Source organism: Mesorhizobium sp. Primo-A, from assembly GCF_003997175.1.
GTDB lineage: Bacteria > Pseudomonadota > Alphaproteobacteria > Rhizobiales > Rhizobiaceae > Mesorhizobium > Mesorhizobium ciceri.
The window spans coordinates 88,790-99,223 of record NZ_RZTG01000006.1 but is presented as its reverse complement, the minus strand read 5'-3'; the positions used below and the strand labels follow the sequence as shown (position 1 = coordinate 99,223).

The 10,434-nt window shown below is 62.8% G+C and carries 14 protein-coding genes; 8 read left to right on the top strand and 6 right to left on the bottom strand.

The features are described 5' to 3' along the window. Window positions 1–61 precede the first annotated feature (61 nt). From EOC83_RS12905 to EOC83_RS12895, 3 genes are all read left to right on the top strand, one after another. Window positions 62–649: a 5-formyltetrahydrofolate cyclo-ligase gene (locus EOC83_RS12905; protein ID WP_024502903.1), complete on the top strand. Its 588-nt coding sequence runs from the start codon at window positions 62–64 to the stop codon at window positions 647–649. Between the two features lie 70 nt (window positions 650–719). Beyond that, window positions 720–1,544, top strand: coding sequence for a YmdB family metallophosphoesterase (locus EOC83_RS12900; protein ID WP_024502904.1), 825 nt, complete (start codon window positions 720–722; stop codon window positions 1,542–1,544). 74 nt (window positions 1,545–1,618) lie between these two features. Beyond that, a complete protein-coding gene (locus EOC83_RS12895; RefSeq protein ID WP_013529109.1) occupies window positions 1,619–2,380 on the top strand; it encodes a TerC family protein in 762 nt (253 codons plus the stop codon). Between the two features lie 38 nt (window positions 2,381–2,418). Here EOC83_RS12895 and EOC83_RS12890 read toward each other — a convergent pair whose 3' ends face one another. Continuing rightward, a complete protein-coding gene (locus EOC83_RS12890) occupies window positions 2,419–2,811 on the bottom strand; it encodes a VOC family protein (protein WP_063169206.1) in 393 nt (130 codons plus the stop codon). Window positions 2,812–2,856: 45 nt separating this feature from the next. Continuing rightward, complete coding sequence (locus EOC83_RS12885; RefSeq protein ID WP_063169205.1) at window positions 2,857–3,339, bottom strand: SRPBCC domain-containing protein; 483 nt, start codon at window positions 3,337–3,339, stop codon at window positions 2,857–2,859. A 52-nt stretch (window positions 3,340–3,391) separates the two neighbouring features. Between EOC83_RS12885 and EOC83_RS12880 the strand changes: the two genes are divergently transcribed. The 3 genes from EOC83_RS12880 (at window position 3,392) to EOC83_RS12870 (ending at window position 4,992) form a co-directional block, all read left to right on the top strand. Continuing rightward, window positions 3,392–3,715, top strand: a complete 324-nt coding sequence (locus EOC83_RS12880) for a helix-turn-helix domain-containing protein (RefSeq protein WP_024502907.1) — start codon at window positions 3,392–3,394, stop codon at window positions 3,713–3,715. 213 nt (window positions 3,716–3,928) lie between these two features. Then, the gene (locus tag EOC83_RS12875; RefSeq protein WP_013529113.1) at window positions 3,929–4,678 is read left to right on the top strand and encodes a YebC/PmpR family DNA-binding transcriptional regulator; all 750 of its coding nucleotides are present in this window, start codon (window positions 3,929–3,931) and stop codon (window positions 4,676–4,678) included. A 17-nt stretch (window positions 4,679–4,695) separates the two neighbouring features. Beyond that, a complete protein-coding gene (locus EOC83_RS12870) occupies window positions 4,696–4,992 on the top strand; it encodes a SelT/SelW/SelH family protein (protein ID WP_127224143.1) in 297 nt (98 codons plus the stop codon). Window positions 4,993–5,010: 18 nt separating this feature from the next. Here EOC83_RS12870 and EOC83_RS12865 read toward each other — a convergent pair whose 3' ends face one another. After that, on the bottom strand, window positions 5,011–5,160 hold the full coding sequence (locus EOC83_RS12865) for a hypothetical protein (RefSeq protein WP_082826704.1): 150 nt from the start codon (window positions 5,158–5,160) through the stop codon (window positions 5,011–5,013). 21 nt (window positions 5,161–5,181) lie between these two features. Then, the gene (locus EOC83_RS12860) at window positions 5,182–5,661 is read right to left on the bottom strand and encodes an anthrone oxygenase family protein (RefSeq protein ID WP_082826561.1); all 480 of its coding nucleotides are present in this window, start codon (window positions 5,659–5,661) and stop codon (window positions 5,182–5,184) included. A 126-nt stretch (window positions 5,662–5,787) separates the two neighbouring features. Between EOC83_RS12860 and EOC83_RS12855 the strand changes: the two genes are divergently transcribed. Continuing rightward, on the top strand, window positions 5,788–6,429 hold the full coding sequence (locus EOC83_RS12855; protein ID WP_024502910.1) for a TetR/AcrR family transcriptional regulator: 642 nt from the start codon (window positions 5,788–5,790) through the stop codon (window positions 6,427–6,429). Between the two features lie 127 nt (window positions 6,430–6,556). On the opposite strand, the gene rpmE is transcribed toward EOC83_RS12855, so the two are convergent. Beyond that, entirely contained in the window at window positions 6,557–6,778 is a 222-nt protein-coding gene (rpmE, locus tag EOC83_RS12850; protein ID WP_013529118.1) for a 50S ribosomal protein L31, read from the bottom strand. Between the two features lie 206 nt (window positions 6,779–6,984). On the opposite strand from rpmE, the gene EOC83_RS12845 reads away from it, so the two are divergent. Then, window positions 6,985–8,784 (top strand): ABC transporter transmembrane domain-containing protein, encoded by a 1,800-nt coding sequence (locus tag EOC83_RS12845; protein WP_027162537.1) that lies wholly within the window; start codon window positions 6,985–6,987, stop codon window positions 8,782–8,784. A gap of 27 nt (window positions 8,785–8,811) precedes the next feature. On the opposite strand, the gene EOC83_RS12840 is transcribed toward EOC83_RS12845, so the two are convergent. Then, a complete protein-coding gene (locus EOC83_RS12840; RefSeq protein ID WP_013529120.1) occupies window positions 8,812–10,299 on the bottom strand; it encodes a carboxypeptidase M32 in 1,488 nt (495 codons plus the stop codon). Between the last annotated feature and the right edge of the window lie 135 nt (window positions 10,300–10,434).

Here is a 10,434-nt window from a genome sequence, read left to right as displayed (position 1 = left end):
TGCGGTGGAAAACGTCGCTCCCAACACTCCATCCAGATCTGACCTTTTCTACCCTGACTGCATGACCTCTCTCAAAGACCTCAAAAAGCAGCTTCGCCGCGAGGCCCTCGGACGCCGCGATGCGCTCGACGAATTCTGGCGGGTGGAGGTCGCGCTTGAAATGGCAGAGACGGCACGCGATCACCTCCACATTGAGCCGGGCCAGATCGTTTCCGGCTTCTGGCCGATGCGCTCGGAAGTCGACGTCAGGCCGCTGATGTTTGCCTTGCGCGAAAGGGGCGCGCGGCTTTGCCTGCCGGCCATTCTCGACAAAACCACGATCGTCTTTCGCGAACTGGTGCGCGGCGCGCCGATGGTCGAGATGGGTTTCGGCACGGTCGGCCCGCATGAAGAAGCAGAAGTGCTCGACCCCTCGGTGATGCTGGTGCCGCTCGCCGCCTTCGATGCGCGCGGCCATCGCATCGGCTATGGTGCCGGCTATTACGACCGCGCCATCGCCAAGCTGATCGACAAGGGACAGCCGCCGCGGCTGGTCGGCATCGCCTTCGACTGCCAGGAGGTGGCAATGGTGCCGGATGAGGAACATGACGTCGTCATTCCGGAAATACTGACCGAGAGCGGGTTGCGCCGCTTCGCGTCAAAATTGTAGATAAAAGGACGCATGATCTTTCACAGACGTCATGCAGCTTTTGCTTCGCTGACCTTCGGTGCGGGATCATATGAGACTTCTCTTCCTCGGTGACATGGTTGGAAAGACGGGACGGACGGCGGTGTGGGAACAACTGCCCGGCTTGATCTCCGACTTCAAACTCGATTTCGTCATCGTCAACGGTGAGAACGCCGCCGGCGGCTTCGGCATCACCGAAGATATCTTTCGCGAGACGATCGCGGCCGGTGCGGATGTCGTCACAACCGGCAACCATGTCTGGGACCAGCGCGACGCACTCGCCTTCGCGCCGCGCGAAGAGCGCTTCCTGCGCCCCTCGAACTTTCCCAAGGGCACGCCCGGGCGCGGCTCCGGCGTCTACATCGCCAGGAGCGGCGCGCGCGTGCTGGTCGCCAACATCATGGGCCGGGTGTTCATGCATCCCGAACTCGACGATCCCTTCCAGGCCGGCGAACGCGAGCTTGCCGCCTGTCCGCTCGGCGAGCAGGCGGATGCCGTGATCATCGACTTCCACGCCGAGGCGACCTCGGAAAAGATGTGCTTCGCGCATTTCGTCGACGGCCGTGCCAGCCTCGTCGTCGGCACCCATACCCACCAGCCGACCGGCGATCACCAGATCCTCAATGGCGGCACCGGTTATATGTCCGACGCCGGCATGTGCGGCGACTATGATTCCTCGCTCGGCATGGACAAGGAGGAGCCGCTCAACCGGTTCCTGTCGAAAGTGCCGAAAGGCCGCTTCGAAGCGGCGACCGGACCGGCGACCTTGTGCGGCGTCGGCGTCGATATTTCCGACCGCACCGGGCTGACCGAGCGGATCGCGCCGTTTCGTCGCGGCCCGCGGCTGGAGGAAACCGCACCGTCCTTCTGGTCATGACATTGATATAGGCACGCTTAGTACCTAACTGCCGGCGACACTGCTCTAGATCGTTAAAAGAGGGGACGACCTCCATGCAGCTCATCGAATTCCTGGCGCCGCATTTTCAATTTGTGTCCGATCCAACCGCCTGGGTCGCGCTGCTGACGCTGATTGTGCTCGAGGTCGTGCTCGGCATCGACAATCTGATCTTCATCTCGATCCTGACCAACAAGCTGCCGGAAGCACAACGGGCCCGTGCCCGCCGGCTCGGCATCTCGGCGGCGCTGATCATGCGGCTGGTGCTGCTGGCCACCATTTCGATCATCGTCCAGCTGACCACGCCGGTATTCACGGCCTTCGGCCATGGTTTTTCCTGGCGCGACCTGATCCTGATCGCCGGCGGCCTGTTCCTGGTCTGGAAGGCGACCAAGGAGATCCATCACACGGTCGATCCCGACGACCACAAGGATACGATGATGGGCGAGACGCTGCAGATCAGCCTCGCCGGCGCGATCTTCCAGATCCTGCTGCTCGACCTGGTCTTCTCGATCGATTCGATCATCACCGCCGTCGGCATGACCGACGAGATCGCCATCATGTACATCGCCGTGATCGTGGCGGTGAGCGTGATGATGCTGGCGGCCGGGCCGCTGGCCAACTTCATCGCCAAAAACCCGAGCATTGTCATGCTGGCGCTGGGCTTCCTTTTGATGATCGGCATGACACTGATCGCCGACGGCATGGGCTACCATGTGCCCAAGGGCTACATCTATGCGGCGATGGGCTTTTCGGCATTGGTCGAGGGGCTCAACATGCTGGCGCGGCGGCGCAAGAAGCCGGGCGGCGGGCATTGAGGCAAGAGCAGCAGGGTGGTCGCCCTTGCACAGACCAGTCATGCGAGATTGATCTGCCAGGAGACCCCGAACCTGTCGTTTAGCCATGCGAAACGGCGGCTGAAGCCGTAATTGTCCGATGGCATCAGGAACGCGCCATCCTTGCCCAGCGTCTCGACAATTCGGTTCAGTTCATCCTCGGAGGAACAGTCCACATACAGCGACACCGATGGCGTGAAGGTGAATGCATGGTGGACGGGGCTGTTGAAGACCATGACTTCCAGGCCGGCGATCGACACCCGCGCTAGTTTGACCGTTCCTTGCGGACCGTCTTCGCCGGGGCCGTAATTCGTGACGTCGAGGACGCTGCTGCCGGGAATGGTCTCGCAATAGAGGGTCATTGCCTCTTCGGCCTTGCCCTCGAACATCAGGAATGGCGTTACTTTCTTCATCGCAAAGGCCTCCTCTTCCTTCTGGTTGCTCAGATGTCGGGTCGCTCAAACATTGGTCTCGTTGGCGGGTTCGCCTTTCATCTCGCTGCGGTAGTAACCGTCGCGCAAATTGATGCCGTACTCGACATAGGCCTTCATGCAGGCCAGCATCTGCGACCAGCCCTCGCAATTGAGGTAGGACTTCTTCAGGCCGACCGCGCCTTCCTGCCAGCCGCTCTCGGCGATGGTGACGAAGGTGCCGCCATCGTCCAGCGGTTCGAAGTTCATCTCGATGCGGGTTTTGTAGGCCGGCTTGCCGTCCTCATCGGTGGCATCCCAGCGCAGCACGATGCGGCGGTCCTTGACCACTTCGTCGACCTCAACCGGCACCTTGCCCCACCAGACGACGCCGGCGCCGGCTTCCAGCGGGGCGCTGGCGCCGCCGATCGTGGTGAAATAGCCGCTCAGTTTCTTCGGATTGACGACTGCGTCGAAGACGTCGGCGACCGGCTTGCCGATGCGTCCGGAAACACTGAATCCAAGTGACATATCCACAGCTCCTTCCCTTGATCGGTCCAAAGATACGTTATATAAACATAACATGTCAAGCAGATCGCAAGACGACAATGTTTTCAAGGCGCTGGCGCATCCGCGCCGGCGCGAAATGCTGGATCAGCTGAAGGACGCGCCGAAGACGACCGGCATGCTGTGCGAGGCCTTTCCCGATATCGATCGCTGCACGGTCATGCTGCATCTGAAGGTGCTGGAGGAGGCCGACCTGATCGTTGCGCGGCGCGACGGCCGCGAGCGCTGGAACCATCTCAACGCGCTGCCGATCAAGCAGATCCACGACCGCTGGATCAGCCAGTATGCCGGCCATGCGCTCAGCATCATCGACCGACTGAAGTCGGACCTCGAGGCGTGAGCGGCCGCAGCAGGTCACGTCTTGCGCCGCATGCGCGGTGCGGCTGGACGAATTGAGCCGATTTATCTATAAGCCGGCCATTCCGACAGAGAACGCCGTGCTTCCAAGAGGTGCACCTGGGACGCTCTGAAATTTTGAATTCGGGCATTGCGGAAGACGAGGTCAGATCACTTCGCTTCGCGATGCTCTAGCCGAGAAGACGACAGGGGTGCCATGGCTGGCCATTCACAGTTCAAGAACATCATGCACCGCAAGGGCCGCCAGGATGCGGTGCGGTCTAAAATGTTTTCCAAGCTGGCGCGCGAAATCACCGTCGCCGCCAAGAGCGGGACGCCCGATCCATCGATGAACCCGCGCTTGCGCCTGGCGATCCAGAACGCCAAGGCGGTGTCGATGCCGAAGGACAACATCCAGCGCGCCGTCAACAAGGCCTCGATGGGCGATGCCGAGAATTACGAAGCCGTGCGCTATGAGGGCTATGGCCCGGGCGGCGTCGCTGTCATTGTCGAGGCGCTGACCGACAACCGCAACCGCTCGGCGTCCAATGTGCGTGCTGCCTTCACCAAGGCCGGCGGCGCGATGGGCGAAACGGGCTCGGTTTCCTTCATGTGGGACCGCGTCGGCGAGATCTATTATCCGGCATCGGCCGGCAGCGCCGACAAGGTCATGGAAGCGGCAATCGAAGCCGGCGCCGACGACGTGGAAACCGACGAGGAAGGCCACACCATCTATTGCGCCTTCGAGAATCTCGGTGAGGTGTCGAAGGCTCTGGAAACCTCGCTCGGCGAGGCAGAATCGGTGAAGCTGATCTGGCGGCCGCAGAACAACGTTCCGGTCGACGAGGAGCGGGCACAGTCGCTGATGAAACTGGTCGCCACGCTCGAGGACGACGACGACGTGCAGAGCGTCTACGCCAACTTCGAAGTCGACGACGAGACCATGGCCAAGCTCAGCGCGGCATGAGCGGAGCTCAGCCCGGCATGAGCGAGAGAGTGCTCCCCGCCATCCGCATCACCTACTGCACGCAGTGCCAATGGCTGTTGCGCGCCGGCTGGATGGCGCAGGAGCTGCTGTCGACCTTCGGCACGGACCTCGGCGAAGTAACGCTGGTGCCGGGCACCGGCGGCATCTTCACCATTTCCTGCAATGACGTGCTTGTCTGGGATCGCAAGCGCGACGGCGGTTTTCCGGACGCGGCCAAGCTGAAGCAACTGGTCCGCGATGTCATTGATCCGGACCGCGACCTCGGTCATTCCGATCGGAAGACAAAGGCGTAGAGGCCGCCGGCGCTGCCGTCACTTGCGTCGCCACGCTCCGAAGGCGGCGCCAATCGCAATACCCGCGGCGACGCCCATCGGAAGGTCATCCAGAGCGGTGCCGACCGCGGCACCGACACCAACTCCGATTGCCATGCCGAAGGCCATATTCGAATATTGATCCTTCATCGGTGGCTCCATCCATCCTTTTCAACGCGCGGCGAACCAGAAGGATGCCAGCGCGGCTATGCCGCTGATGGTGCGGACATGGTTCCACATCACCCACTCGTCGAGGTAGCGCGACCACAGGCTTGCGCCATTGCTGCTGGCCGGATCGAGGGCGGCGAGCGCATCGTTGAGCGGGACGTTGAAGATCATCGTCACCACCACGATGCCGATGAGATAGAGCAGGCTGCCGGCAACCAGCCAGAGCGAGCCTGGCTGGTTCCAGCCGATCACCGCACCGATGGCGACAACGATGCAGACGAGAGCCGTGCCGAACAGTGCTGTCATGAACAGCGGCGTCACCGCTGTGACGTTGATGGAATTCATCGCGGCAATGCCGCTTGCGGCTGGCATGCGGGCGAGGCCCGGCATGACGAAGCTGGAGAAAGCAAAGAAGACGCCGCCGACGACGCCTGAGCCAAGTGCGGCAATGAAGATGAGAGTGGGAAGAAGTTTCGCGATCATGTCAGTTGCTCCAGATGCCCATTGTGCTTTCCTCCGCATAAACGTGATTAATCCTCACATTTGCAAAACGTGATAAACCCTCGTATTTTTCGAGTCAAGTGATTTTGGCGGCATTTGGAGTCAGGTATGGAAGACGCGGCAACCCCCGTTTCCGCACAGAAGCAGGCTGCTTCACCGCGTCGGGCGCCGAGCCAGCAGCGCAGCCGCGAGCGGGTCGAGCGCATGCTGGCGGCTGCCTCGGCGCTGATCGCCGAGCAAGGCAGCGATGCCATGCGCATGGGTGAGGTGGCGGAGCGCGCTGGGGTGTCGATCGGGTCGCTCTACCAGTTCTTTCCGGACAAGCGGGCGATCATCTGGGCGCTGGCCGAGCGCTACACCGCCGAAAGCCAGTCCTGCATTTCGGCAGCACTGGCTGGCATCAGCGACGCCGAAGGCCTGCAGTCCGCGTTTTCAGAGTTGGTCGACATCTATTACCGGCTGTTCCTGGCCGAGCCGGTGATCCGCGACATCTGGTCGGGCACGCAGGCTGACAAGGCGCTGCGCCAGCTCGAACTCGCCGACAGCCGTGCCAACGCCGAATTCCTCAGCGCGGTGCTGAAACGGCTGCGGCCGGCAGCCGATCCGGCGACACTGGAAACCACGGCGTTTCTGGTCTGGCAGATGGGCGAGGCCGCCATGCGGCTGGCGATCTCGGTTGAGCGGCAGGAGGGCGACAGGCTGGTCGCCGCCTACAAGCGCATGGCGTTAAGGGAATTGCTGGCCGAGTAGGACCGCGCCGCAACAAAAAACCCGCCACAGGGCGGGTTTTCGATCTGTGAAAGCTCGTTTGGCTTAAGTTCTTACTTGATGCAAGTCGTTATCCCAAAACCGCTTCGCACTTTTGGGCGACATGCAATTAGATGCCGAAACCTTCGAAACGCTTCTTGAACTTCGACAGGCGGCCGCCGCGGTCGAGCAGGGTCTGCTGGCCGCCGGTCCAAGCCGGGTGGGTGGTCGGGTCGATATCGAGGTTCATCGTATCGCCTTCCTTGCCCCAGGTCGAACGGGTCGTGTATTCGGTGCCATCGGTCATGACGACCTTGATGGTGTGGTAATCGGGATGGATGTCGGTCTTCATGGTTCGGTTCCTGGCTTGCCGGCGCTGGCGACGGGCATAAGCCTGCGTCGATGCGCCCCTTTTTAAAACTCGAAGCCGCAGCTATTGAGGAGCCACGGCTTCTAAAACGGTCGGCGAGCCTATACATCAGCCGGAATTGAATCACAAGGCCGCGGCAAGCGCATATTGAGGCGCAGACCCCAAGGACGGCTGGAGGAAACATCGGGATGGCGCAAATCACCAGCGCAGACGAGCGCCGGCGTTCGCTCAAGCCGCTCAGGCGCCTGTTCCCCTACATCACGCACTACCGCACGCTGGTCGTCGGCGCCATTATCTCGCTGGTTATCGCGGCGGCAACCACGTTGGCGCTGCCGCTGGCGGTGCGTCGCATGATCGATCATGGCTTCTCGTCGTCCAGCACGACCTTCATTGCCGAATATTTCGCAGCGCTGGTGGCTATGGCCGCCCTGCTGGCGGCAGCATCGGCCGGCCGCTACTATTTCGTCATCACGCTGGGCGAGCGCGTCGTCGCCGATATCAGGCGCGATGTGTTTGCCCATGTGACGACGCTGTCGCCTGCCTTCTTCGACACCGCCCAGTCGGGCGAGATCGTGTCGCGGCTTGCCGCCGACACGACGCAGGTCAAGTCGGCGGTCGGAGCGACGGCCTCGGTGGCGCTGCGCAATGTCATCCTCGGCCTTGGCGCGGTGGGGATGATGGTCATCACCAGCCCGAAACTGTCCGGCCTGGTCATCGCGGCAATACCCGTGATCGTGCTGCCGCTGGTCGCCTTCGGCCGTTCGGTGCGGCGCAAATCACGTCAGGCGCAGGATACGCTGGCCGATGCCACCGCCTATGCCAGCGAGCAGATCGGCGCGGTGCGCACGCTGCAGGCCTTCACCAATGAGAAGCTGGTCACCGGGCATTTCTCGGCTGCGGTGGAAGCTGCTTTCGAGGCGGCACGCTCCTCGATCTTCGCGCGCTCCTTCTTAACCTTCTTCGCCATTTTCACCATCTTCTCGTCCGTCGTGGCGGTGCTGTGGTTCGGCTCGCGCGACGTGCTCGAAGGCTCGATATCGCCAGGCACGCTCGGCCAGTTCCTGCTCTATTCGGTGTTCGCCGCCGGCGCGCTGGGCGCGCTGTCGGAAGTGTGGGGCGAACTTGCGCAAGCGGCGGGTGCTGCCGAACGGCTGACCGAGATCCTGGCCGAGAAGCCGGCGATCCAGGCTCCCGCCGATCCGAAGCCGCTGCCGGCCGTCGCCAAGGGCGCGATCGTCTTCGACAATATCTCCTTCTCCTACCCGGCAAGGCCCGACCGCGCCGCCGTGCACGGCTTAAGCTTTCAGGTCATGCCGGGCGAGACGGTGGCGATCGTCGGGCCGTCAGGGGCCGGCAAGAGCACGGTGTTTTCGCTGATCCTGCGTTTTTACGATCCCGAAACAGGCAAGATCCTGATCGACGGCGTCGATGTGCGCGAGGCCGATCCCGTTTCGGTCCGCCAGCGCATCGCCATCGTGCCGCAGGACGTCACCATTTTCGCGGCAAGCGCGCGTGACAATATCGGTTTCGGCCGGCCGGGAGCCAGCAAGACCGAAATCGAGACGGCGGCGAAGGATGCACTTGCCGATGAATTCATCCTCAAGCTGGAAAAAGGCTATGACAGCCAAGTCGGCGAGCGCGGCGTGACGCTGTCAGGCGGTCAGCGCCAGCGGGTTGCGATCGCCCGTGCCATCTTGCGCGACGCGCCGATCCTGTTGCTCGACGAGGCCACCTCGGCACTCGACGCCGAAAGCGAAACGCTGGTGCAGACGGCATTGGAACGGCTGATGCAGGGCCGCACCACGATCGTCATCGCCCACCGCCTGGCAACGGTGCTGAAGGCCGACAGGATCCTGGTCATGGATGGGGGCTCGATCGTCGAGGAAGGCACGCATCAAAGCCTTGTCGCCAAGGGCGGCATCTATGCACGGCTGGCCAAGCTGCAGTTCGAAACCGGCGCCAGTGCTTTCAGGGGCGCGGCGGAATAGGCAGATCTGGCGCTGTGGCGACAGCCGCTATGCGGCTCCATAGCGCTGTTTCAGATGGTTCACGAAATAGGTGGCGTTGAGCTTTTCGCCTGTGGCGCGTTCGAGCAGGTCCGGCGTCGACCAGCGTGACCCCTGTGACCAGATTTTTTGGCGGCGCCAGTCGTTGATCGCCTCGAAATTGCCTTTGGCGAGATCCTCGTCGGCGGCAGGATGCTCCCGCGTCAGCGCCGCCCATTGCTGTGCTGCCATCATCGCGCCCAGCGTGTAGGAGGGGAAGTAGCCGAAAGCTGCCCCGGGCCAATGCACGTCCTGCATTGGCCCGTCGGCTGGGTTGTCGATGGTGGAAAGGCCGAGGTAGTCGCGCATCTTGGCGTCCCAGGCTTCGGGCAGATCGGCCACCTCCAGCCGGCCCGAGACGAGTTCCTGTTCCAGTTCGTAGCGCAGGATGACATGCAGGGGATAGGTCACCTCGTCGGCATCGACCCGGATCAGGCCGCGTCCGACGCGATGCACGTGCGGCAGGATGTCGTCGAGCGACCAGGCTTCGCCGAGATGCTTTTCAACCACTGGCAGCGCCCAGCGCCAGAAGGCCGGGTTGCGGCCTAGCTGCTTCTCGACGAACAGGCTCTGGCTTTCATGCACGGCCATGCCGCGCGCTTTGCCGAGCGGCCAGTGCGACCATGCCTTGGGCAGGTTCTGTTCGTAGAGCGCATGGCCGGTCTCGTGCAGCACGCCCATCAGCGCCGACAGGAAGTCGGACGTCTTGTAGCGGGTGGTGATACGCACGTCGCTCGGCACGCCGCCGCAGAAAGGGTGGTGCGACACCGACAGCGACCCATGCGTCAGGTCGAAGCCGACTGCCGTCATCATGGCAAGGCCGAGCTCGCGCTGCCGATCGATCGCATAGGTGCCCGAAAGCGGCTTCAGCGGGCGCTTGCGCTGCCGTGCGTCCTGGATCGCCAGCGCCTCCGGCACGAAACTTTTCAGAAAAGCCTTCAGGTCGCTGAACACAGGCGTGATGTCGGCGGTGCGGTTGCCGGGGTCGTACTGCTCCATCAGCGCGTCATAGGGGGCCAGGCCGAGCACATCGGCACGCAGCGCCGCCTCCTCGCGCACCAGCGCCACGACGCCTTCCAGCGCCGGCTGGAAGCCTGCCCAGTCGTTCTTGGCGCGCAGGCCGCGCCACAGCTGCTCGCAACGCATGCGCGCGGTCGTCTGGCGTTCGACGAATTCGACCGGCAGGCAGGTCAGGTTGGTGTATTGCCGCCGCAGTTCCGAGACGGCGGCGCGCTGCTCCTCCCCCAGCGCTTCCTGTTCGGCCGCGGCGATCCAGTCTGCTATCTCGGGCGCCGTTGCCCTGGTGTGATACATGCCGGCCAGTGCCGACATCGCCTCGGCACGCTTCTCGCCGCCGCCGACGGCCATGTGCGTGGCCTCATCGGCACCGAGGATGGCCAGCGCATGCTCGAGCGCTTCGAGCTTGTGACCGAGGTCGTCGAGTTTCTGAAAGGACATGGCGACTTCCGTGATTGGGACGGCGCGAAAAGACACCAACGCAAAAGCGTTGGCAACCCTCGGATGCCGTCCGGCAAATGCACCTTGCGCAGGCGAGGCCGCGCATGAAATGCTGCCGGCAACACATCAAGGGGG

Excerpts from the sequence above, each read along its gene's own strand:
- EOC83_RS12905 (WP_024502903.1), top strand. The coding sequence starts at position 62 with ATGACCTCTCTCAAAGACCTCAAAAAGCAGCTTCGCCGCGAGGCCCTC.
- EOC83_RS12900 (WP_024502904.1), top strand. The coding sequence starts at position 720 with ATGAGACTTCTCTTCCTCGGTGACATGGTTGGAAAGACGGGACGGACG.
- EOC83_RS12895 (WP_013529109.1), top strand. The coding sequence starts at position 1,619 with ATGCAGCTCATCGAATTCCTGGCGCCGCATTTTCAATTTGTGTCCGAT.
- EOC83_RS12890 (WP_063169206.1), bottom strand. The coding sequence starts at position 2,811 with ATGAAGAAAGTAACGCCATTCCTGATGTTCGAGGGCAAGGCCGAAGAG.
- EOC83_RS12885 (WP_063169205.1), bottom strand. The coding sequence starts at position 3,339 with ATGTCACTTGGATTCAGTGTTTCCGGACGCATCGGCAAGCCGGTCGCC.
- EOC83_RS12880 (WP_024502907.1), top strand. The coding sequence starts at position 3,392 with ATGTCAAGCAGATCGCAAGACGACAATGTTTTCAAGGCGCTGGCGCAT.
- EOC83_RS12875 (WP_013529113.1), top strand. The coding sequence starts at position 3,929 with ATGGCTGGCCATTCACAGTTCAAGAACATCATGCACCGCAAGGGCCGC.
- EOC83_RS12870 (WP_127224143.1), top strand. The coding sequence starts at position 4,696 with ATGAGCGAGAGAGTGCTCCCCGCCATCCGCATCACCTACTGCACGCAG.
- EOC83_RS12865 (WP_082826704.1), bottom strand. The coding sequence starts at position 5,160 with ATGAAGGATCAATATTCGAATATGGCCTTCGGCATGGCAATCGGAGTT.
- EOC83_RS12860 (WP_082826561.1), bottom strand. The coding sequence starts at position 5,661 with ATGATCGCGAAACTTCTTCCCACTCTCATCTTCATTGCCGCACTTGGC.
- EOC83_RS12855 (WP_024502910.1), top strand. The coding sequence starts at position 5,788 with ATGGAAGACGCGGCAACCCCCGTTTCCGCACAGAAGCAGGCTGCTTCA.
- rpmE (WP_013529118.1), bottom strand. The coding sequence starts at position 6,778 with ATGAAGACCGACATCCATCCCGATTACCACACCATCAAGGTCGTCATG.
- EOC83_RS12845 (WP_027162537.1), top strand. The coding sequence starts at position 6,985 with ATGGCGCAAATCACCAGCGCAGACGAGCGCCGGCGTTCGCTCAAGCCG.
- EOC83_RS12840 (WP_013529120.1), bottom strand. The coding sequence starts at position 10,299 with ATGTCCTTTCAGAAACTCGACGACCTCGGTCACAAGCTCGAAGCGCTC.